The 24614-nt window shown below is 41.4% G+C and carries 16 protein-coding genes and 1 pseudogene; 7 read left to right on the top strand and 10 right to left on the bottom strand.

All coding sequences use genetic code 11. The annotated features are described in order from the left end of the window. Window positions 1-37: 37 nt before the first annotated feature. From KTR06_RS12800 to KTR06_RS12790, 3 genes are all read left to right on the top strand, one after another. Window positions 38-502: a V-type ATP synthase subunit K gene (locus KTR06_RS12800; protein ID WP_008022961.1), complete on the top strand. Its 465-nt coding sequence runs from the start codon at window positions 38-40 to the stop codon at window positions 500-502. Window positions 503-704: 202 nt separating this feature from the next. Then, window positions 705-2366 (top strand): glycogen/starch synthase, encoded by a 1662-nt coding sequence (locus KTR06_RS12795; protein WP_217290400.1) that lies wholly within the window; start codon window positions 705-707, stop codon window positions 2364-2366. Between the two features lie 36 nt (window positions 2367-2402). Beyond that, window positions 2403-4967 (top strand): glycosyltransferase family 1 protein, encoded by a 2565-nt coding sequence (locus KTR06_RS12790; protein WP_004316772.1) that lies wholly within the window; start codon window positions 2403-2405, stop codon window positions 4965-4967. A 278-nt stretch (window positions 4968-5245) separates the two neighbouring features. Here KTR06_RS12790 and KTR06_RS12785 read toward each other — a convergent pair whose 3' ends face one another. Then, a complete protein-coding gene (locus KTR06_RS12785) occupies window positions 5246-6349 on the bottom strand; it encodes a TlpA disulfide reductase family protein (RefSeq protein WP_151921140.1) in 1104 nt (367 codons plus the stop codon). Window positions 6350-6487: 138 nt separating this feature from the next. On the opposite strand from KTR06_RS12785, the gene potA reads away from it, so the two are divergent. The 4 genes from potA to KTR06_RS12765 are packed head-to-tail and all read left to right on the top strand — an operon-like array spanning window position 6488 to window position 10843. Continuing rightward, complete coding sequence (gene potA, locus KTR06_RS12780; protein ID WP_004316768.1) at window positions 6488-7879, top strand: polyamine ABC transporter ATP-binding protein; 1392 nt, start codon at window positions 6488-6490, stop codon at window positions 7877-7879. Between the two features lie 11 nt (window positions 7880-7890). After that, entirely contained in the window at window positions 7891-8691 is an 801-nt protein-coding gene (locus KTR06_RS12775; RefSeq protein ID WP_004316765.1) for an ABC transporter permease, read from the top strand. Further along, the gene (locus tag KTR06_RS12770) at window positions 8685-9479 is read left to right on the top strand and encodes an ABC transporter permease (RefSeq protein ID WP_117684272.1); all 795 of its coding nucleotides are present in this window, start codon (window positions 8685-8687) and stop codon (window positions 9477-9479) included. Before KTR06_RS12775 ends, KTR06_RS12770 begins: the two co-directional genes overlap by 7 nt. A 32-nt stretch (window positions 9480-9511) precedes the next feature. Beyond that, window positions 9512-10843, top strand: a complete 1332-nt coding sequence (locus KTR06_RS12765; protein WP_049703332.1) for an ABC transporter substrate-binding protein — start codon at window positions 9512-9514, stop codon at window positions 10841-10843. A gap of 120 nt (window positions 10844-10963) precedes the next feature. Here the strand turns inward: KTR06_RS12765 and KTR06_RS12760 are convergent, their stop codons facing one another. From KTR06_RS12760 to KTR06_RS12720, 9 genes and pseudogenes are all read right to left on the bottom strand, one after another. Continuing rightward, window positions 10964-11656, bottom strand: coding sequence for a DNA alkylation repair protein (locus tag KTR06_RS12760; protein ID WP_117684273.1), 693 nt, complete (start codon window positions 11654-11656; stop codon window positions 10964-10966). Window positions 11657-11781: 125 nt separating this feature from the next. Continuing rightward, on the bottom strand, window positions 11782-12441 hold the full coding sequence (locus KTR06_RS12755; protein WP_117684274.1) for a DUF4840 domain-containing protein: 660 nt from the start codon (window positions 12439-12441) through the stop codon (window positions 11782-11784). A 174-nt stretch (window positions 12442-12615) separates the two neighbouring features. Then, window positions 12616-13491, bottom strand: a pseudogene (locus KTR06_RS12750) (helix-turn-helix domain-containing protein); the annotation flags it as partial. A gap of 881 nt (window positions 13492-14372) precedes the next feature. Further along, window positions 14373-15269, bottom strand: coding sequence for an Rpn family recombination-promoting nuclease/putative transposase (locus KTR06_RS12745; protein WP_217290399.1), 897 nt, complete (start codon window positions 15267-15269; stop codon window positions 14373-14375). A 242-nt stretch (window positions 15270-15511) separates the two neighbouring features. Further along, a complete protein-coding gene (locus KTR06_RS12740; RefSeq protein ID WP_118407785.1) occupies window positions 15512-16765 on the bottom strand; it encodes a DUF1735 and LamG domain-containing protein in 1254 nt (417 codons plus the stop codon). A gap of 48 nt (window positions 16766-16813) precedes the next feature. Next, window positions 16814-18535: a glycosyl hydrolase family 18 protein gene (locus KTR06_RS12735; protein WP_118407784.1), complete on the bottom strand. Its 1722-nt coding sequence runs from the start codon at window positions 18533-18535 to the stop codon at window positions 16814-16816. A gap of 12 nt (window positions 18536-18547) precedes the next feature. Then, entirely contained in the window at window positions 18548-19495 is a 948-nt protein-coding gene (locus KTR06_RS12730) for a glycoside hydrolase family 18 (RefSeq protein WP_118407783.1), read from the bottom strand. 43 nt (window positions 19496-19538) lie between these two features. Continuing rightward, window positions 19539-21140 carry a RagB/SusD family nutrient uptake outer membrane protein gene (locus KTR06_RS12725; RefSeq protein ID WP_217290398.1) on the bottom strand — a complete coding sequence of 534 codons (1602 nt, stop codon included), beginning with the start codon at window positions 21138-21140 and terminating at the stop codon, window positions 19539-19541. A 19-nt stretch (window positions 21141-21159) separates the two neighbouring features. Further along, window positions 21160-24504, bottom strand: coding sequence for a TonB-dependent receptor (locus KTR06_RS12720; protein ID WP_118407782.1), 3345 nt, complete (start codon window positions 24502-24504; stop codon window positions 21160-21162). Between the last annotated feature and the right edge of the window lie 110 nt (window positions 24505-24614).

Genomic DNA, 24614 nt, shown 5'->3' with positions numbered 1-24614 from the left:
ATTTTAAGAATTAAACAATAAAAAATAGAATAAGATTATGGAAATGAATTTGTTTATCGCCTACATTGGCATCGCGATTATGGTTGGTTTGTCTGGCATCGGTAGTGCTTACGGAGTAACTATTGCAGGTAATGCTGCCATCGGAGCATTGAAGAAGAATGATAGTGCATTCGGTAACTTCCTGGTATTGACAGCCCTTCCGGGTACACAGGGGCTTTATGGTTTTGCCGGTTATTTCATGTTTCAGACTATCTTCAGCATTTTGACTCCTGAAATTACAGCTATCCAGGCATCAGCAGTTCTTGGTGCAGGTATTGCTTTAGGATTGGTTGCCTTATTCTCCGCTATCCGTCAGGGACAAGTTTGTGCAAACGGTATTGCAGCTATCGGACAGGGACACAATGTATTTAGTAATACGTTGATTCTTGCCGTATTCCCCGAGCTTTATGCAATCGTTGCTTTGGCTGCAACCTTCTTGATCGGTAGTGCACTCGTTGCATAATTTTTAGCAAGAATATTTCCTATAAAGGAGTTTCAATCCCCTTGTACATGCAGCTTTGCATGTGCAAGGGGATATTCTTTTTTCATTATAGGGCAACGTTTCTTTCCTCTTCTTAACTCATATTTTTCGCATAAAGTATTATTTTTCAAAGAATAATGTGTACTTTTGCACTCGCATACTAAAAAGAGTTTTAATATATTATATGGTAAAAGATTTATTAACCCCCGATTATATCTTCGAGTCCAGCTGGGAAGTATGTAATAAAGTGGGAGGAATATACACCGTCTTGTCGACACGGGCAAATACATTGCAGGAAAAGTTCCGCGACAGAATTTTCTTCATAGGTCCTGATGTATGGCAAGGAAAAGAAAACCCTCTATTCATCGAGTCGGATAACCTATGTGCTGCCTGGAAAAAGCATGCACTTGAGAAAGACGAACTTTCTGTCCGTATAGGACGATGGAATATCCCCGGTGAACCCATAGTCATTCTTGTTGATTTCCAACCTTTTTTTGAAAAGAAAGACGATATATACACAGAAATGTGGAATCGTTATCAAGTAGATTCGTTGCACGCTTATGGCGATTACGACGAAGCTTCTATGTTTTCATACGCTGCGGGAAGAGTGGTGGAGAGTTTCTATCGCTACAACCTGACAGAAACGGATAAGGTGGTATATCAGGCGCATGAATGGATGACTGGAATGGGAGCACTTTATGTACAGGAGGCTGTGCCGGAGGTGGCTACTATTTTTACGACCCATGCTACTTCTATCGGTCGTTCTATTGCCGGTAATCATAAACCGTTGTACGACTATCTGTTTGCTTATAATGGCGATCAGATGGCGCAAGAACTGAACATGCAATCGAAACACTCGATTGAAAAACAGACTGCACATTATGTAGACTGTTTTACGACAGTGAGCGAAATAACCAATAATGAGTGTAAGGAATTACTGGATAAACCGGCAGATGTTGTTCTGATGAACGGTTTTGAAGATGATTTTGTACCGAAAGGAAGCACATTTACCGGAAAACGTAAACGTGCGCGTGCCTTGATGCTCAATGTAGCGAATAAATTATTGGGAACAAATCTGGGTGATGATACGTTAATTGTCGGAACCAGTGGACGATATGAGTTTAAGAATAAAGGTATTGATGTCTTTTTGGAATCATTAAACCGCTTGAACAGGGATAAGAATTTGCATAAGAATGTTTTGGCATTCATCAATGTACCCGGTTGGGTAGGAGACCCCCGTGAGGATTTGCAGGGACGTTTGAAAAGCAAGGAGAAGTTCGACACTCCGCTCGAAGTACCATTTATCACTCATTGGCTGCATAATATGACTCATGACCAGGTGTTGGACATGTTGAAATATCTGGAAATGGGCAATCGTCCGGAAGATAAGGTAAAAGTGATTTTTGTACCTTGTTATCTGAATGGTCGTGATGGCATCATGAATAAAGAATATTATGATATATTGTTGGGACAGGATTTGAGTGTCTATGCTTCTTATTACGAACCGTGGGGATATACTCCGTTGGAAAGTGTAGCATTCCATGTGCCGACAATCACTACTGATCTGGCAGGATTCGGACTTTGGGTAAACAGCCTGAAGAACCAGCATGGCATTAATGATGGAGTAGAAGTGCTGCATCGTTCGGACTATAATTATTCGGAAGTAGCGGATGGTATTAAAGATACAATTACGTTATTTGCGGATAAGACGGAGAAAGAAGTGAAGGAAATCCGTAAGCGTGCTGCCGAAGTGGCAGAACAGGCTTTATGGAAGCACTTTATACAATATTACTATGAGGCTTATGACATTGCCTTACGCAATGCTATGAAGCGTCAGTTGAGTTAAGAAAGAATTATTTATCAATAAGTAAACGTAAACATTATGAAAATCAAAGTTAGTAATGTGAATACTCCCAACTGGAAAGAGGTTACTGTAAAATCACGTATACCGGAAGAGTTGGAGAAGTTGTCTGAAATCGCACGCAACATTTGGTGGGCATGGAATTTTGAAGCGACTGAACTGTTTAGAGATCTAGATCCGGAACTTTGGAAAGAATGTGGACAGAATCCAGTACTGTTGTTGGAACGTATGAGCTATGAAAAGCTGGAAGCGCTGGCAAAAGACAAAGTGATTCTAAGAAGAATGAATGAAGTTTATACGAAATTCAGAGATTACATGGATGTGAAGCCGGATGAGCAACGCCCATCTATCGCTTATTTCAGTATGGAATATGGCTTGAGCAGCGTCCTGAAAATATATTCCGGTGGTCTGGGTGTATTGGCTGGTGACTATCTGAAAGAGGCTTCCGACAGCAATGTTGATTTGTGTGCAGTAGGCTTTTTGTATCGTTACGGCTACTTTACTCAAACGTTGTCTATGGATGGACAGCAGATTGCCAACTACGAAGCACAAAACTTCGGTCAACTTCCTATTGAACGTGTAATGGATGCCAATGGTCAGCCGTTGATAGTTGACGTTCCTTATCTTGATTATTTTGTTCATGCAAACGTATGGCGTGTAAACGTTGGACGTATTTCTTTGTATCTGCTTGATACGGATAATGAAATGAACAGCGAATTCGACCGTCCTATCACTCACCAGCTTTATGGCGGCGACTGGGAAAACCGTTTGAAACAAGAAATCTTGTTGGGTATCGGTGGTATCTTGACTTTGAAAGCACTGGGCATCAAGAAAGATGTTTATCACTGTAATGAAGGACATGCTGCATTAATCAATGTTCAGCGTATCTGTGACTATGTAGCTACAGGATTGACTTTCGATCAAGCTATCGAGTTGGTTCGTGCTTCTTCTCTTTACACTGTTCATACTCCGGTTCCTGCAGGTCACGACTATTTTGATGAAGGCTTGTTCGGCAAATATATGGGTGGTTATCCTTCCAGAATGGGTATCACTTGGGATGACTTGATGGATCTCGGACGTAACAATCCGGGTGACAAGGGCGAACGTTTCTGTATGTCTGTTTTTGCTTGTAACACTTCACAGGAAGTGAACGGTGTGAGCTGGCTGCACGGAAAGGTTTCTCAAGAAATGTTCTCTTCTATCTGGAAAGGTTATTTCCCGGAAGAAAGCCATGTAGGATATGTAACGAATGGTGTTCACTTCCCGACTTGGAGTGCAACTGAATGGAAAGAACTGTACTTTAAATATTTCAACGAAAACTTCTGGTTCGATCAATCTAATCCTAAGATTTGGGAAGCTATCTACAATGTGCCCGATGAAGAGATTTGGAAGACTCGTATGACTATGAAGAATAAGTTGGTTGACTATATCCGTAAGTCATTCCGCGATACATGGTTGAAGAACCAGGGAGATCCTTCCCGTATCGTTTCACTGATGGATAAGATCAATCCGAATGCATTGCTGATTGGTTTCGGTCGTCGTTTTGCTACTTACAAACGTGCACACTTGTTGTTCACCGACTTGGATCGTCTTTCTAAGATTGTGAATAATCCTGATTACCCGGTACAATTCCTGTTTACAGGTAAAGCTCATCCGCACGATGGTGCTGGTCAGGGGTTGATTAAGCGTATTATCGAGATCTCTCGCCGTCCGGAATTCCTGGGTAAGATTATCTTCCTTGAAAATTATGATATGCAATTGGCTCGTCGTCTGGTTTCAGGCGTTGATATCTGGTTGAATACTCCGACTCGTCCGTTGGAAGCATCCGGTACATCGGGCGAAAAGGCTTTGATGAACGGTGTTGTTAACTTCTCTGTATTAGACGGATGGTGGCTGGAAGGTTACCGTGAAGGTGCAGGTTGGGCGTTGACAGAAAAACGTACTTATCAGAACCAGGAACATCAGGATCAGTTGGATGCTGCTACTATTTACAGTATTCTTGAAACTGAAATCTTGCCGTTGTATTATGCACGTAATAAGAAAGGATATTCTGAAGGCTGGATCAAAGTGGTGAAGAATTCTATCGCACAGATCGCTCCTCATTATACAATGAAGCGTCAGTTGGATGATTACTATAGCAAATTCTATTGCAAACTGGCGAAACGCTTCCAGACTTTGGCTGCTAATGATAATGCAAAAGCAAAAGAAATCGCAGCTTGGAAAGAAGAAGTGGTTGCTAAATGGGATGCTATTGAAATCGTATCTTGCGACAAGGTAGAAGACCTGAAGAACGGTGACATCGAAAGCGGAAAAGAATATACTATTACTTACGTGATCGATGAAAAAGGCTTGAATGATGCAGTGGGACTTGAATTGGTTACTACTTACACAACTGCAGACGGCAAACAACATGTTTACTCTGTAGAACCGTTTAGTGTCATCAAGAAAGAAGGTAACTTGTATACATTCCAAGTTAAACACAGCTTGTCAAATGCAGGTAGCTTCAAGGTGTCTTACCGTATGTTCCCGAAGAATCCGGAGCTTCCACACCGTCAAGACTTCTGCTACGTACGTTGGTTTATCTAATTTGTTTGAAATAAAAGTAGGGGAGTCCTTCTCCCTTACTTTCATATATAGATTCAGCTCCTGTGTTCTTTCGAGAATTACAGGGGCTGAATTTTATCTGTTTGGTTGTTGACTTGTGAATTTTTTAATAAGCAAGAAACCATCTGAAAAGTTTCTGAAAAGAAAAATCACGCTTACTGCAACATGTCGTAGTAAGCGTGATTTTATAGGATCAAAGCTTTTCGAACAGCCCCTTGTTTGAACTTTAAAGCCTTTGAAAAACCTTCTTTTTCGATCTGTTATTTTACAGCTTCTGCAATTTTAGCCTGAAGTTCTTCTCCATGCAAACCGCGAGCGATAATTTTACCACTGCCATCGATCAATACAGTGTGAGGAATACTGTTTACTGCATAAAGCTGTGCACCTTCACTTTGCCAGAATTTCAGGTCGGACATTTGTGGCCAAGTCATATTCATCTTCTTGATTGCTTCTTTCCATGCAGCTCCATCCTGGTCGAGAGATACGCCTACAATTTCGAAGTTCTTACCTTTATACTTTGCGTAAGTTTCTACCAGATTAGGCATTTCGCGACGGCAAGGACCGCACCAGCTAGCCCAGAAGTCAACCAATACCACTTTACCTTTACCAACGTAGTCAGACAACTTCACAGCCTTTCCTTCCGGAGTCTGCATTTCGAAATCAACAAATTGAGTACCTACGGCAGTCTTTTTCTGCTTGTCGGTCATCTCTTTGATTCTTACGATTGTTTCGTCATTCTGGAAATTCGCAGGAATTTGTTGCAACAAAGCTTCATTTTCGTCAGTAGAGTTATTGTAGAACGTTTGTTTAAACAAGAAAACTCCGACCGGATTGGCGATGTTCTTCTTAACACCTTCTTTGATTATTTTGTCATACTGTTCTTCCAGCTGGGCACCCTCTTTTTGTTTGGCTTCTTTCTGCTCATCACTTAAAGAAGTGTCGCCCATTGCTTCATAAATGGTATTCATTTTCTTGCTGATGTCATTGATTTGAGCTCTGATTTCCTGGTATGCATCATTGTTAGGAGTACCGGTCACAGCGTCGTTATCCTTGGTCAGGGTAACGTTGATTTTTCCGTTTTCGAGGAAGAAATCAATCATCAATGGCTCTCCGTTCACTTCGCAAGTGACATAGCGGCTAACCACAGAATCTTGTGTACCTTCAAAGGTAAAAGTACCTTTGGTGATAACGGCTGTATCTAGTTTGGTCAGATTTCTACCAGTAGCTTCCTGAAGATAAACGGTGTCACCATCGCTTGCACCTTCTACCGTACCTGTGACAACGTATCCGGCTTTGTTTCCGCCCGTACAAGCTACCATGCCTAACGCTGCCGTTGCAATAACTAAATAAGTTAACTTTTTCATGCTTTTGTAAAATTAGTGAATAAATATTTATGCAAAGATAGATTTTTTTTCTGTCGGGCATCGAAAAACACTGTTATATTAGATTAACACCTAGGTGAAAACCGCAGAAATGTGTACCTTTGCAGCCCAAACTTTAGTATGAATATGCAAGAAGATAAATCCATCATTGAGGTGAGCCACGTATCGAAGTATTTTGGCGATAAAACAGCATTGGATGATGTGACTCTAAACGTGAAAAAGGGCGAGTTTGTCACTATACTTGGTCCTTCCGGTTGCGGTAAAACCACGTTGTTGCGTCTCATTGCCGGTTTTCAGACGGCTTCGGAAGGCGAGATCCGAATTTCGGGGATGGAAATAACACAAACTCCTCCCCACAAGCGTCCCGTGAATACGGTATTTCAGAAATATGCCTTATTCCCGCACTTGAATGTATATGATAACATTGCTTTCGGCCTGAAGCTGAAAAAGACACCGAAACAAACCATTGAGAAGAAAGTGAAAGCAGCTTTAAAGATGGTAGGTATGACAGATTATGAATACCGCGATGTGGATTCTCTTTCCGGTGGTCAGCAACAACGTGTAGCCATTGCCCGTGCCATTGTGAATGAGCCGGAAGTGTTGCTATTGGATGAGCCGCTGGCAGCGCTCGACCTGAAAATGCGTAAGGATATGCAAATGGAACTCAAAGAAATGCATAAATCTTTGGGTATAACGTTTGTTTACGTCACTCACGATCAGGAAGAGGCATTGACGTTGAGTGATACGATTGTTGTGATGAGTGAAGGAAAGATTCAGCAGATCGGTACACCGATTGATATTTATAATGAACCCATCAACGCTTTTGTTGCCGACTTTATCGGAGAAAGCAATATCCTCAATGGTACCATGATTCATGATAAGCTGGTACGCTTCTGCGGCACGGAGTTTGAATGTGTGGATGAAGGATTTGGTGAAAATGTTCCGGTAGACGTAGTCATCCGTCCGGAAGATCTTTATATTTTCCCCGTTTCGGATATGGCGCAGTTGGTAGGCGTGGTAGAGACTTCTATTTTCAAAGGCGTGCATTATGAAATGACGGTGATGTGCGGCGGATATGAATTTCTGGTGCAGGATTACCATCATTTTGAAGTAGGAGCGGAAGTCGGACTGCTGGTGAAGCCGTTTGATATTCACATCATGAAGAAAGAGCGTATCTGCAATACGTTTGAAGGAAAATTGCTGGATGCCACTCATGTGGAATTCCTGGGCTGTAACTTTGAATGTACTCCGGTGGAAGATATAGCTGCCGATACGAATGTCAAAGTGGAGGTAGACTTTGAAAAAGTGATTCTTCAGGATAATGAAGAAGACGGAACTCTGACAGGTGAGGTGAAATTCATCCTTTACAAGGGCGACCATTATCATCTGACCGTATTGTCAGACTGGGACGAGAATGTATTTGTAGATACGAACGATGTATGGGACGACGGAGACCGTGTAGGTATTACCATCCCTCCAGATGCCATTCGTATAATTAAAATAACCGATTAACAGGAAAGGAAGTGAATAAGAAGTTTATAGTCTTTTTGTCATCACGTAAGAGTTGGACTCTCCCTTACATTATTTTTTCGGCGATCTTTGTGATTATACCGCTGTTTTTAATTGTCGTATATGCCTTTACCGATGATAGCGGTCATTTGACACTCGCTAATTTTCAGAAGTTCTTCGAACATCCCGAAGCAATCAATACCTTTGTATATTCTATCGGTATTGCCATCATTACCACCCTTGTTTGTATTTTGCTGGGTTATCCTGCAGCATGGATATTGAGTAACAGTAAGCTGAACCGTTCTAAGACGATGGTCGTACTGTTTATCCTGCCGATGTGGGTAAATATTCTTGTGCGTACCCTTGCTACGGTTGCCTTGTTCGACTTTTTTAGTGTACCGTTGGGCGAGGGAGCATTGATATTCGGTATGGTATACAACTTTATCCCCTTTATGATTTATCCTATTTACAACACGTTGCAGAAGATGGATCATAGTTATATTGAAGCCGCACAAGATTTGGGAGCCAATCCGCTGCAAGTCTTTCTGAAAGCAGTCCTTCCGCTTTCTATGCCGGGTGTGATGAGTGGAATTATGATGGTGTTCATGCCGACTATATCTACATTTGCCATTGCCGAGTTGCTGACGATGAATAACATCAAACTCTTTGGTACGACGATTCAGGAAAATATCAATAACAGCATGTGGAACTATGGAGCGGCACTTTCGCTTATTATGTTGCTGCTGATTGCTGCTACTTCTTTGTTTAGCACAGACGATAAGGACAATTCAAACGAAGGAGGCGGGCTATGGTAAAGAAAATATTTGCGCAGGCTTACTTGTGGATATTGCTGTTGTTGCTTTATTCTCCTATCGTGATTATCGTCATCTATTCTTTTACCGAAGCGAAAGTGCTGGGCAACTGGACTGGTTTCTCCACAAAACTTTATACTTCGCTTTTCACTACAGGCACGCATCATTCTTTGATGAATGCATTGATTAACACGATTACTATTGCTCTGCTGGCTGCAACGGCATCTACCTTGCTGGGTAGTGTGGCTGCTATCGGCATCTTTAATCTGAAATCCCGTTCGCGTAAAGCGATTAGTTTTGTGAATAGTATTCCTATTCTGAACGGAGATATCATCACGGGTATTTCGCTTTTCCTTTTGTTTGTTTCTTTAGGAATCACACAAGGATACACAACCGTAGTGCTTGCTCATATTACTTTTTGTACGCCATACGTTGTTTTGAGCGTTCTGCCTCGTTTGAAGCAGATGAACCCGAATATTTATGAGGCCGCTCTTGACTTGGGAGCGACTCCCATGCAAGCTTTGTGGAAAGTTATTGTTCCGGAGATTCGTCCGGGAATGATTAGTGGTTTTATGCTTGCATTGACCCTATCCATTGATGATTTTGCCGTAACTGTCTTTACCATCGGTAATCAAGGTCTGGAGACACTCTCTACTTATATCTATGCCGATGCCCGCAAGGGAGGGCTGACCCCTGAACTTCGTCCGCTTTCGGCTATCATTTTTGTCGTGGTGCTGGCGTTGTTGATTGGCATCAATTATCGGGCAGGAAAAGCGAAGAAAAAAGATTAATAGACCATCAAATGTGCTACTACGTAAATAATATGAAAAGAATAATTCCCGTAATCCTGCTCTTACTGACCTTGACCGGATGCTATAATTCCGGTGAACCTCGTGAGCGGGTTCTTAAAATCTACAACTGGGCAGATTACATCGGCGAAGGTGTACTCGAGGATTTCCAGGCATATTATAAAGAACAGACCGGTGAGAATATCCGTATCGTTTACCAGACATTCGACATCAACGAGATCATGCTGACGAAGATTGAAAAGGGGCATGAGGATTTTGATGTGGTCTGTCCTTCGGAATACATCATCGAGCGTATGCTGAAGAAACATTTGCTGCTGCCCATCGATACGAATTTTGCACATTCTCCCAACTACATGAATAATGTAGCTCCGTTTATCCGCGAACAAATCAATAAATTGAGCCAACCGGGTGAGCAGGCGAGCCGCTATGCTGTATGTTATATGTGGGGAACGGCTGGAATTCTGTATAACCGGGCTTATGTACCCGATTCGGTAGCGTTGTCCTGGGATTGTCTTTGGAATAAAAAGTACGCCGGAAAAATCCTGATGAAGGATAGTTACCGTGATGCTTACGGAACAGCTGTCATCTATGCGCATGCGAAGGAACTGAAAGAAGGAACGGTGACAGTGGAAGAGCTGATGAACGACTATTCTCCACGTGCGATGGAACTGGCCGAAAAATACCTGAAAGCCTTGAAACCGAATATTGCCGGTTGGGAGGCGGATTTCGGCAAGGAGATGATGACGAAGAATAAAGCCTGGCTGAATATGACTTGGAGCGGTGATGCGATTTGGGCGATTGAAGAGGCAAATGCGGTAGGAGTGGACTTGGATTATGAAGTTCCCGAGGAAGGGAGCAATATCTGGTATGACGGTTGGGTAATCCCGAAATACGCCAGAAATCCAGAAGCAGCCAGTTATTTTATCAATTTTATGTGCCGTCCGGACATTGCTTTGCGGAATATGGATTTCTGCGGATATGTAAGTTCCATAGCTACGCCCGAAATACTGGAAGAGAAAACAGACACGACCCTCCATTATTATGCCGATTTAAGTTACTTTTTCGGACCGGGTGCAGACAGCATACAAATTGATAAGATACAATACCCGGATCGCAAAGTGGTAGAACGATGTGCCATGATTCGTGACTTTGGCGATCAGACAAAAGAAGTTCTTGATATTTGGTCGCGTATTAAGGGCGATAATTTGGGGGTTGGCATAACTATTCTTATCTTTGTCGTTGTTGCATTGATGAGTGGCTGGATGATTTATAAAAGATGGCAGCGTTACAGCCGCCAGAAACAACAGAGGCGCAGAAGCAGAAGGAAAAAGGTGAGGAGGAATTAGTATTTCTCCGTATTACAAACAAAAAATAAATAGGCGCGAAGATAGAAGTGGTATCTATAGAAAGAATAAGAAGCACGGTGAACGGAATGCTAATGGCGGGATGTTCACCGTGTTTTGTTTTTATCGTCTTTTCATATTCCGAAGCATATCTTTGGTATCCTTGTTTACCCGGAAAGACTCGATTGTTTTTTGCAGTGCTTTGTTGTAAGTCCAGTTATCCAATGTACTATGTTTCAGATATTCCATTGTCTTTTGGGGAAATTTGATGAAACACAATGATAGCATCCATGCCATACCCATACGTGCATAATAAGCATCATGATTGAATAAATCGGCATATTCCAGTAACGAATCGATATGTTCGTCATCCACATAGTGGAAAAGCATCACAATCCCGAAGCGTATTTCAAATTCTTTAGAGGATTTCAGATAAGGTTGGATAAATTGCCATACGGTTTCTTTTCCTTTTTTTACGGCAGTTTTCAGTTCACTGCAGAAAATGTCGCATACAGCCCAATTATCTATACGGGGAATGAACATCGTTACATAGTTCATTCGTTCTTCAAGTTCCATTTTTACCAGTCCGATAATCATTCCCTGAAGCATTGTTTCTTCATAATAGTTCGTATCGGTTGACTCAACAAACGTACGCCAGTCCTCTTTTTTTATAATTTCTTTGGCCATGATTCGCAGTTGGGGGATACGTACACCGAGAATATTGTTCGCTCCTGGAAGGAGGGAAGAGTGAAATTCCTTATATTTGGCATCTACTAATGCTTGTAACTCTTTCCGTATGTTTTCAGTTGTAGTCATTTTGATATAGTTGGTTATTTCACAAAGGTATAAAAAAAAGAGCATGCGCATCATGTGACGGCATACTCTTTTGGGAGATAATTCCCATCATAATGAAAATACTTTGGGAAAGTTTATACGGTTAGTCACTTCTTGGCCATGTCGAAACTGAATGTAGTAGGCGAGAATTCTTCAAACGGCTGTCCTTCTACTTCCACTTTGGTTGCTTTGATTTCAAATGTAAGCTTTTGGTCTTTATATGTATATTGGCCCTTTTCTTCCGCTTCTATGGTTACTTTTATCGTAATTTGAGGAGCTTCTTCTCCGTCTGCTTGTGCTTGAGTCGGGATAGTATATTTTATTTCCAAAGGTTCAGGTTTTAATTGAAGTAGAATAGAGCCTTTACTGTCATCATTAAAGGCAGCGGTATAAGGAATGTTGTAATTGATATCGTCCAGATTTTCGATGATAATTCCGGCAGTTTCTTCATCGACGATACTTTTGATGAGATCGTCTACCGGGAGTTTTTTAATCATGACCTGATTGTCTTTTACTTCAGCGGTAACGGTGGCTCCTTCCGGCTGTTCTTCTTTTGGGGAATTAGTTTGTGGGTTAACGGGCGGATCAGACTCTGTCAACATGGTACCGGAATAATTTCCATCCACATCTTTAAGAGAATATACGGGAATGTCTGAATCATCATCATTGCTACATGCTGTAAAAGTGGTTATCAGGCCCAATGCCACTACAAATAAAACTAAGCGATTAAAACAACGAACTTTTTTTATTTCAGTTAAAGTTTTCATACTGTTTAAAATTAGATTATTAATTTTCAAAATTAAGGTGTACGTACATAGGGTAAATGCCGGTAATTGTAAAATACTGCACAAGGAAATAAAAAACAGAATATTTTTTTTGCAAGAATGCTGTGCAGAGGTCCCGATGGATGGGACCTTTAAGCAAATAGCAGATTTTGTATATTATTGTTTTTTCATTATAGATTCGCTTGGCGTTATTCCAAAATATTCTTTGTATTTGTGGCGGAAGTTTTTCAGATTCCTCAATCCGATCATTTCCGGAACCACATTAACAGAGTATCTTCCACTCTCCAACAGTTCACGGGCTTTTTCCATACGAATCCGGTATATAAAATATTTAGGTGCTTCTCCTGTCAGCGATTTCCATTTATTAAAGAATGTGGTTCTGCTCATGCACAATTCGGATGCGACTTCATCTATAGTCAAATTTTCCTGATCTATATTTTTTAGAATGAAATCCTTTACAAGGTTGATAAATATGTAATTTTTTTCACTCAAAGTATCCTCCTCCTCTTCTATTTTTAGAAATTGTTCTCCGAATACTTTTTGCAGGAATGATTTTCGGAGAAAACGGCTGTTTTTAATCAGGACATTCATTTCTATTTTTAAGTCTTCTATATGAAAAGGCGTATTTATAAAGACATCGGCCAAAGAAGTTTCTCTGGTATTGCGTTGTCTTCCATTCAGATATGAGCCGTAGAGGATAATGGGAATGATTGAAGTTTCACAGGACGTTTTCAATCTTGATGAAAGCTCACTGCCGTACATACCATGTAGCATGGTGTCACAGACCACAATGTCTGGATATTCTTCTTTTATGTATGTTAAGGCTTCCAGACCGTTTCCGAAGCTTTTTACAATAAAATGATCAGATAAACGCGTTTCCAGGTAAGATCTGAAATCGATATTGCTGTCAGCAAGTAGTACAGTGGGTTTAACAGACTTTCTTTTATGAGACTTTTTACAGAATAAAGAGTCTATTTTTGTTTCTTCCTGATTGGCTATGATTTGTATAGGAGTGTATTTGGATATACTTTTATGTGTGTATCCTTTTGAAAGTTTTTTTTCTTTTTGTATAAGAATGATATAGAAGTAAATACAATAAATAGAAAATCCTCCTACAATGAACAGTGGGATAAAGTTTAATTGATAAATAAGAGTTATAGCCATGATGACAGGAACGAGGGGCGACGTTGTTATTGAATATTTCATATGAATTTGTTTTTAATAGCGCCACTTGGATGAGATACACCAATTTCCTTTGTTGGGGATAAAAGAGGAAATTCACTGTAACTATGATCTCATAGTTGTACATTCATAAACTCAAAATATAAACTCGTAATTATTTATATCTTGAGGGGGAATAGTTGAAGGTGAAGTCTATATATAGAGTCTGAATTCTAACAGTTTGAATCATTCTTTCGGAAATGGTGAATTTCCTCCAAGTGACAATAATAGATCTATTTCTTGTTTATTGAATGTTTTATATACTGTATGAAAATACAGGTGGGGGGAGAGCGTGTGGCATATTCGGTACTATCGATAAATATCTCGATGAGTACCATTTTATATTTTCTCATATATGGGTAGAAAGGAAGTACGATTTATTCCTGCGAAGTAAAAATAATGATAAGTTGTAACAAGTGGATGATGTTATGAATGTTGTCTAATCGTTTGTTATTGTTTGGTGTTCTTATAGCGATAAACGGTGACATATAATTATGGTTTGTTAGGATTGTGTTGTTGTGAGGTGACAAAAGAGTGAAAGAGGTGTACCGTTTTTCCATTTGATATTTCTATTTCTGATTGAAGAATTATCAATATCGGATTGTAATGTCTTCAATGGGGATAAAAAAAGAGTCGCATGATTTTCTTATGCGACTCTAGATTATATGCATTATTGTGTAATATCTGGTTATTTATAACTTTTGAATTTCTTCCAATGAAAGTCCGGTAGCCTTTTGGATAGCTGTTATGTCTACTCCCTGTGATTTCAGATTGCTGGCAATTTCGAGCCGTTCTTCCATGCGTCCTTCCATGCGTCCTTCCATATGCCCCTCCATACGTCCTTCCATGCGCCCTTCCAGTTTTGCTCCATCTAATACATCATTTTGTATCATGATGGCACTAAGGTGCTCGTCGTAGGCATGTCTTTCTTCCTTGGACATATTGTAATAAATAAGTTTCCGGCGTGCTTCTTCCAGACCGGGAGCTGTTGTATCGGGGCGAATGCAACCAGTTTTCAAGTATTCAATCCATTCTTCCAATGGAGTGACGGCCACTTTATCGAATTCATTCACACGAATTAGAAAATATTCCGGAAAGATTTCTGCCGGAATCTTATGGACGATGGCGTCTTTTTCTTTAGTAGTTACTTCCAGTCTGTCTCCTGTATGTACTCCGATAAAATGGTTTTGTCCATGATACAAATAATCTTCTCCCTTACCGATATCGAAGTATAGAATACTGATAGAGTATATTTTTTTCACCGCATAGTAGCGTTCTCCTAAAGAAATATGTTCAGTGATAGCTTTTGCCACTCCGTACAAGATGCGTTCCAGATAATAGAGCTCCCGTGTATTTTGGATCTCTACAATAATGATTTCGTCCTTACTATTTCTGGCTTTAATATCTACCCGGTTGAATTTATCATCGATTGTTTGTTGGTTGCTTTCACTTTCCAATATCTCTATGATTTTCACGTTTTCACCGAGAAGGACAGTCAAGAAACCTTCCAGTACGCCGAAATTTGCCTTTTGGCGGAGAAGCCTTTTCACAGCCCAGTCAAAGCGTATATATTTGTCTTGTTGTTCCATATCAATTTAATTTTTAGGTTATTGCAAAGCTACGACTTTTTTTTAGATAATGGCTACTCTTTGACTTTATATTTTCAGTGAATGAATCTGTGCATATTTGGCAAATTCATCAGGGGCAATTTAAATTATTCTATAGTAGAGAGTTAATTATTAACGCTGTCACATTTTACTATTCCCTTTTATGTAACTTAAAGTAGGAGTAAAAATGTGGCAGCGTTTTAGATTGAAATTTTAGGTCGTTATTATTCCTTATTTTTCTGTGTCACTTCAATGCCTTCCGGCCAAATAGCTTTAGCATATGCTTTTGCATCATTACCGTTTTCTGTATAGTCTTTCGCTATATCCCCTTTGCCTTCATTAAACTTCCAATAGGCTTTTAAACCTGTAGTTTGAGGATCGACATCATACATATTTTTGTAAATTTCTTCTTGTGAGCGTATCACGTTCCATATTCGTACTTCGCAGATTTCACCATCTAATTGACGAGTCATATCCTCTGGCTCACCATAGGAGTGTCCTATTTTAAACATAAAGTCCTTTCCTCGGGTTTGCTTGCCCAAATTAATGGGCTCACCAGTTCCGTAGTCCTCAATAGTACTCTGCAGTTTGCCATCCACGTAGATAGCGGCAGTTTTTGCTTCGGTGTCATAAGTCACGGCTACATGATACCATTCGCTTGGTTGCAACAATTTTCCTTCGTCTGCCTTGGGGAATTTAATCTCGTTGGCGGCAAACTGCAATTGCTGTTTGGGGAATCCTGAATCGCCCAAACGGAACAAACAGTATTGCTCTATACCCATTATAGTTGAAATCTCATTTTTAGGATCGAATCTATTTACCCGGATAATGGCTTCGAAGGTTAGTTGTGTTAGCCCATTTACTACATCAGCTGTAGGGCTGTCTTTTTCGAATCCGGGAACTTCAAAGTAGTTGTTTGAAAGGCTCACTGCTGTAGTAATGGCACTGGAACGACGTACTATGTAACAAATAGTTTTTGATCCCTTCAATAATCCCATACCTCCTGACGCTTGCTGAATAGTGACAGGTAGCAGGAAATTAGTGTCAATGTCCAAATCCGTGAGGTCGGAGAAACCGATCGTTACGACTTCCGAGTTTACGTCTCCTTGGGGGATGACGACATGTTGTGTAGAAAACTTATAATATTTAGCGTCCAGCATTGCATAATTGGTGCCGAGACGCGCGTTATAATAACCTATCAACGAAGGATCTACCTGAAAATTAACATCAATATCTTGTTCGGCAGGGTATGCCAACACAGCAGAAAGCTCTTGCTGTCCTGTCTGTTTGAGATTATTAAATGTGAAGTTAGCTACATCCTTCACTTTTGCCACATCTATATATACGGCATTGTCAAAAGGAGACGCTTTACTATAATCCTTGTTGTCACATGCCGCTACTAACAGAAGTAGGATTATGACAGAACCTGCAAAAGAGACGAATAATGGAATGTCTCGATGAATATGTTTTGTTTTCATAATATTCTCTTTTTATGTTTTTCTTTTTATTGATCTCGACCGCTAGTTCTACCAATCTTTGGCGAGATAACGATATCCTGAATGAAATTTCTGTCTATGTTCATCTGTTACAGTTTCGGATATACCATAGTGGTATTCTCCATTTTTCTCTCCCTCCATGAATGGAGGGCGTGGATTTTTACCCCACTCTAGACCATCCTCTGCTATTGCTCCAATGAAAGATAGATATCTATTTTCCATGCCATATTCATACTGATTTTGTTCGTCACTAATCATATCACTACCAAATACGATAATATTGTTCTTTTTTCGATTTTCTTCTTTTTTCCACATTATCGCCTTTTTAGTTGAGGAATTTAATATCCCACCTGCACTCTTAGGATACAGAGGCATATTTACGCTTCCATAGCGTTCAGCTGTCAGTCCTGCTATGGGTTTACGAGTATAGTCGCTGTAAGGGTGTTCGGTTTCCCACGGTTCTATAATTTGCACTTCTTCTTCCTCTGAAACATAACCATGCCATGCGTAATCAATGTATTTTCCCACTTCTATACCTTCGCATAAAGCAGGATCATAGAAGGATGCAGTAGGCTCGTCTTTATCTACTAAAGTTAGCATTTTATCAGGCATTGCGTCACGCAAACTTTTGATAAGTTTGGGATATGAGGTGGTATTTACTGGAGGCATTCCCGCTTTATCATATCCACTGCCTACGTCCCAAAGGTTCACACCATCTAACTGGTAATACTCTATTGCATCTTTTACTTGTTTGGTAAAGTCTGCTATCTGGGCATCATTCATATTACAGAAGCCTAAGCCTTTACCACCGCCTTCGATGCACAGACACACTTTGCGTTCGTGATCTTGAAGAGGGCGGATGTAAGTGGCTGCATTCTCTAATACATAGCGTAGATCATTATTTAATGTTAGTATGGCGCGACCGGATTCTTTATCATAACCTACCGTTGCTATCCGCAAGTTGACAATATTTCCCATACTGTACGCTTCCGCTTCCTGGGTTTCAGTATTTGTTCTCACATATATAAAAATATCAGCAAGTATAGGTTGATAAGTGGAGGTATTGAGATAGAACACAGAAAGGAAACGGGTATCCAATGTTGCGATATTAACGCCATCTTCCGATAGTATTTCACCTGCCTTTTGGCGTGCATTGATTCTGTATCTGAGATATTGCTTCTCTGTTTCGCCATCCGCATTAGTTTGCTCTATGACAAAGAGTAATTCGTAAGCATCATAATCAGCAGGCAGATTATGTGTAGAAAGCGTAAGTTTGATACTTGATGACTTCTCTTTCCCAGCAGGTATAGTCAGGATGCCTTCTCCCGAGATTACATTCTCTTTTGGGAAAACTGCTGATTTTAACAAAGGCTTTTGTCTCCAATGCGCTGCAACCATACTTTCATTAAACGCTTCAATCTTCGCATTATCTGCCTTTATTTCAGCTTCAAACTCCATACTCATTTCTTTTTCCAATTTGACTGTAACCTTCACATCGCTTGTCGCAGGACGGCTTAACTGATAGAATATTTCATCGACAACTATTTCATCCTCACTGTCATTCGTCAGTTCAATAACTGCTTTTCCGGAGAAGGACGAATTGCTACGCAGCGTACTGCCAATAGTTCCCATTGTCGTTTCATCCGGCAATTTACCTGCATCCGCCAAAATAGTATCTTCGGTGCAAGCTGACATTCCAACCGCTAGTATCAGGAGCGGGAACAGAATATATATGATAAATTTCTTTTTCATAATCGTACGTTTTTATTTCGACGGATTCATCTGTTGAATAGCCGTACGAGTGGTTTCATAATTCATATTCGCACTATAATAATCGCTGCCGATATTGTGAATGGCAAGCCCTCCAAGTGGCCCCATTGCAGCTACACGATCTGTCATCAGAGGCACTACACTTTGTTTTTCATTTTTTTCGTCTACTATTTGGTCGCCTATACGGGCAGATAATAGAACTTTCTCACGAGGCAGTATATTACTATCTGGTAATCCGGCAATCATTAGATTTAGTTCGCTCACATTAGTGAGGTCAGCAGTATTTAACACAATGTAGTTTAGCTTTTCAAGGTCAGTAGACTCTATAAAGTCGGGATTACCTTCAAATACTAATAACTTGCCACCACCCGTTGCAGCGGATAGCTTAGAGACGATAAGCTGTGCGGCCTCCTTACGGGCTACCATTTCAGCATCTGTCCCGCTATATAGACGGACGCCTGTAAAGGCAAAACCATCCAGGTTCAATTCTGTGGCTGCGGCAACTGCTTTATCAAGCCAAGTTCCCAAAGCTGCGGCATCAGTAAAGGTAGCTGCCTGTGCAGCATAATCTACAAGATAGATTACCCGGGTACTCTTTTCACGCAATAGAAGAATGTCTTCACGGTCATTATCGCTGATATTGCCGGGATTGCATAAGGTAACAATGTCCAGTGAGTCGGGCAGTGAACGAAGGTAGCTTCCTTCATTTACAGGTTTCTCCGGAGAATTGTCAAATCGCGTATAAGCTATATAATGCTTACTTTGCTTGTAGGTATTCAATACCTGCATGTAGCTTGCCCAAAGTTCCGGATTCTGATCTTTGGGACTATTTATGTTCACATCCACCGGCTCCGGTTCGTTCCAGTCACTACATGCCGTAGGCAGAACGCACGCTAAGAGTAATAGAGTGCAGGTAAATATGTTATATATTATTGCTTTCATTTTTTCTTATTTTTCATTCGTATTAATCATACTCATTCATTTCTCATGGATTGGCATAAGGTTTCTTATCCCACCACAACCGTGTGCCTCCGTTGTCAGGGCCTCCTAACATACCTGTCGCCAGTTTTATATTAGAAAGATTCTCGGAGTACTCGATAGGAGGGTACCATAATCGGCGTATCATGTGATCGGTATCAATGGAACCACCGCTTTTATTCTTTATTACGGGTAACAGATGCGGATATCCCGTGCGCCGGTATTCGCTCCATGCTTCCACTCCCAAAGGGAAGTTAGCAATCCACTTTTGGGTGATGATACGTTCAAGGTTCCGCTCAAAATAATTATCCCCTTCTTCCCATGCTATGGTGATAGTACTGCGCGGGCCTTCATAATCTGTATATTCATATTGGGGGTCGTCATATGCCTGTGGCATATCGGTTGTATTTGCGGTATATGTATCTGCACCCGTCACTCCGTATTGTTCAAAAGAGAGAGCTATGGCTTGGTTATACAAATCTTTGGCTTCACCTCCCATATTCCATCCCCACAAAGCACCCTCGGCACGTAAGAAAGTGATCTCTGCAGCGTTCATCCACATATAGGGGCTGGTGCTTGTGATGATCGGCTTACTGTATGCTCCTATCATTTCATCTTTAGTGCGCACATCAATACCGATGCGTATTCCGGCATATCCATCCACTTCCATCCATGTTTCCTGGTCAGTAACCTTAACCGTAGTGAACATTTTCTCCCGCCTCGGATCCTTATAACCGTTCATATATGAGATGATATCACCGCCCACACGCTGGTCATTCCAGTTGTTGAACACCATTGCTGCACGGTTTTCCTCTACTTTCAAGAAAGCGTTGTCTGCATTTTGGGTAATGACGCCAGCGGTAACGGCTTCTTCGGCTATTCGCCGGGCTTCCTCTTTCATCTCCGGTACGTATGTCAAACGCATGGCCATACGTAACTTGAGCGAATTTGTGAATTTGAGCCATTTGGAGAGATCCCCCTGATAGACATCATCAAATTTGCGGAAGGCTTCTGTACTTAAATTAAGATTCTCTTTAAGCACATCACTCACTTCGTCTAACTCCTTAAACATTTGCTTGTATACCTCTTCCTGTGAATCGTATGGTACGGTCAGAGAAACCTCACCGGTTTTAGAAATGATTTTGGAATAGGGAATAGGCCCATACATGTCTGTCACCCGGTGCATGATGGTAACACGCAGTAGTTTTCCTAATGCTAATGCGACCGGATCTTCTGTTTCGTCGAGCAAGTCACGATAGAACGGGTAAGTACGTGTGATAAGATCAGAGAAAGGCGCTTCCTGCCAGTCTGTTGGCGGATTGTATGTCTCAAATTTGGCTGTCCACTCCACAGTACAGCCGATATATCCGGAGAAAGCTCCGGCGGCAAGTGCTTCGACAAATTGGTAAAGATGCTCCTCCGTAGGAATAACCAATCCCTGTAATCCTTTGAGACTGGCACCAACATTGTATCCTTCACGGCCCAATTCTTCCTTGTCCACCTGATAGTCCTTCTGGTTTATTTTGTCAAAGTTGTCTATACACGCAGTTCCGACAAGAACAAATAGTGCAAGTGAGAACAACTTTATAATAGATGTAGTATGTTTCATTATAGCTGTTTTTTATCCGTTAAAAGTTTATTTTCACGTTAAAACCGATATTGCGCGTACTCGGTAGCATAAAGTAGTCGATTCCTTGATAATAATTGCCGGTTGTGGCAACCGCTTCAGGGTCGAAGGGAGCTTTGTTATATATCATACAGAGGTTGCGTCCTACAACGGACACCTGTATGTCACATACATCATGTAACCATTTGCGGGGGAGGGTATATCCTATAGCTGCTTCCTGTAGGCGTACGTTGGTGGCGCTGTAAGTATAATATTGTGGCAATCCCAGCTGGGAACCAATGGCGGTGAACCATGTCTGTGCATCCACCTTGTTACGTCCGTTTATCAATACGCCACCGTTGTCCCGGGCAATCGCCGAGCTTTCGGACACACCGTATTGATCCATGGCTGCTGCTGTGGCAGAATAAACAATACCGCCAATACGTGCGGTCAACAGAGCACTGACATTAAATCCTTTCCATGAGAATTGATTGCTCCATGCCAGATTACACTTGGGGAAGACGCTTCCCAACTTGATATCAGGTTGATTATTGACTGTTATCAATGTGCCTGCAGGGGAAATTTCCACCATTCCGTTATCATCCCGTTTCAGGTCGGCTTGAGTGTAGAGGTCACCGAGTGACCCTCCCGTTTTCAGGATGAACCGTGCCTTTCCAAGTCCGCCTACGTCCAACCGGTCTTTATTGATAGGCTCACCGGTTTCCGGGTGTATGTAATCCTTTACCAGTTCGATAATTTTGTTTTTATTGTGGCTAAGCGTAAAGTTCGTTTGCCAGCGGAAGTCTTTTTTCCATGTGTGTCCATAACCAAGAGAGAGCTCGACTCCTTGGTTACGTACATAACCTGTTTGCAAGTAAATGGTAGTATATCCCGAAGATACGGAAATTTTCGGGTCGAAGGTCTGGTTGAACGTGTTAGCCAGATACCATGACACGCCAAGGTTGAAGTCCTTGAAGAGACGCATGTCCAGTCCTAATTCCCATGAATTGGTACGCTCGGGTTTGAGGTCGCCGATAGGATAATGCGTTTTTGGTTTCCACGTCTGTGTCGTTTCATCGTACTCAAAGGTAGGTGAGGTCAGGTTACGTGGGTAGGGCATACCGACGGAACTGAATGAACCGCGTATTTTCAGGTAATCGATTGCAGAAGGTAGTTTTACCATTTCGGAGATGATCGCCGAAAGCCCCACAGACGGATAAAAGAAACAGGTGGAAGATGAGTTTGCCAGTTGTGATGCCCAGTCGTTACGTCCGGTCAACGTAAGGTAGAGCATACTTTTCCAGCCCAGTTCCGCACTCGCGAAAATGGATTGAGTTTGTTCTTCCCATTCGTCCTGACGAGCTTTCTTTTGCGTATTGTCGAGATCGAACACGTTAAACACATTAGGAATGCCATTGGCACGTATCGGTCCGCGATAACTAAGTTCGTCATACTTATTATCCACGATGCTCGCTCCGACATTCACTACAAGTGAGTAGTCCCCAAAGCGTTTGTTGATGTTTGCCAGTACATCGGCGTACACCTGTGATTCATCCGGCTTGGCAATGGCGTAGAATCCCTGGGTACTACCTTCGGTGAGAGTAGTATTCGAACTGGCGTACAGCTTTTGCTCATATTTGGTATTGGAGTTATCTACCCGGACACGTCCCGAGACGTTCAGCCAGTCCGTGATGTCGTAGCTTAACGAGGCGGACAGCATGTAACGCTTCTTATTGTTGGTCCGTAGATTACGATATGCTATCCAATAAGGGTTTTGCATACGCAGGTCTCCTTCGCCTTGTGGCCAGTACATGGTCTTGATCTTGCGGGCCGGGTCCCAGCGTTCGAATACTTTTATCAAGTTGAAATCGTCTCCACGCGGAAACAGGTAAACAGGAACTATCGGGTTTGAGTAAGCGCCTTGATTAGTCATGTTGCGATCATTCTGAATAATATAGCTCGCTCCGATGTCCAGTTTCAGTTTATCATTCAGGAATGAAGTAGTATTACGGAAAGTAAAATTAAAACGATTGTAGCGGTTATTCGGTACAATCCCCTCCGAGTTTACTGCGGCTGCGGAAAAGAAGGTCTGGTTCTTTTCTGTACCTGTCGATAAGGTGACGGAATTGGTATAAGTCATTCCTGTGTCGAAAAAGTCACGTGGTTCGTACCCCCTGCGGGATGCATCGTTCAGTAACGGTCCCCAACTCAAATTTGTAGAAGAACCGTCCGATTTTCCTTTACTGCCTGTACCATAACGGTTCTGAAAGCGCGGCATCACAAATGGCTTAGAAAAATCAGTGTTACTAGATACAGAAACCTGCATTTTGCCTACTTTACCCCGTTTCGTGTTGATGACGATAGCTCCGTTGGCAGCGTTACTTCCGTATAGTGCGGCGGCTGCCGCTCCTGTCAATACCGAGATGCTTTCAATATCGTCCGGGTTGATGTCGGCAATGCTTTCGGTGACTCCCTGGGAACCATTTTCCGTACCGCCGCCACCACCGAAGTTAAACATCGGGATGCCGTCAATCACATACAGGGCATTGCTGGATTGCTCAATAGACTTCGTACCACGCATTATCACTTTGCTGGCTCCACCTACACCGGAAGAACTGCTGTTGATATTGACACCTGCCACTTTGCCATTCAGGCTGTTGATGAAGTTAGCGTCTTTAATTTCTGTCAGTTGATCCGATTTCACCTGTTGCACATTGTAGCTCAAGGCTTTCTGCTCGCGCTTGATACCGAGGGCAGTCACGACTACTTCATTGAGTTGTTTCGTGTCGCTTACTAATTTTACTGCATAGATGTTTTTATCTGTTATTCTCACAGTTTTGGATGTATATCCCACATAGGTAAAGCTTAATATATTACCTTGGCGGACCATGATTGTGAAATTGCCATCTATGTCGGTGATAGCTCCTTCGGAGTTTCCTTCCACTTTGATATTAACTCCAATTAGAGGTTCATTATTCTCATCAACAACTTTTCCAGTCACATTCTTAGTTGGATTTACTTCTGTTTTTTTGTCAGGAACAATCATTATATATTTCCCTTTGAACTCATAAGTGAATCCACTGTCTTTGAGAATTTGTGTAAGGGCGTTCTCTACTGTTACAGCTCTAAGATCAAGATTTAATACAGGCTTGTTCTTTAATTGGGAGTCGTTGTAACCTACAGATAGGCCGGATTGTTTTTCTACTTCTTTAAGTGCTTCAATGACAGATATATTTTTCTTTTGAATGGTGATTGAGGCATCTGTTTGCGCAAAGGAGCTTGTTGTAATGAGCAACAAACAGAAAAAAAGCATAAAACTTCTTCCCTTTGCTGTATGGTCTACTATAAATTCATAAATTTGTAGCATTTTCTTAGTATTAGGTTATAAACTAAATTATTTCACGGTGATTTATAGAGTAGAACTCTAATATTGAGAAATTTGATTTCATATCCGGGATAGAGTTCGCCCTCTGTTCC

The organism is Bacteroides sp. MSK.20.12, assembly GCF_019052435.1.
GTDB lineage: Bacteria > Bacteroidota > Bacteroidia > Bacteroidales > Bacteroidaceae > Bacteroides > Bacteroides xylanisolvens.
The sequence above is the reverse complement of the archived record's forward strand: the minus strand, read 5'-3'. Positions and strand labels throughout refer to the sequence as shown.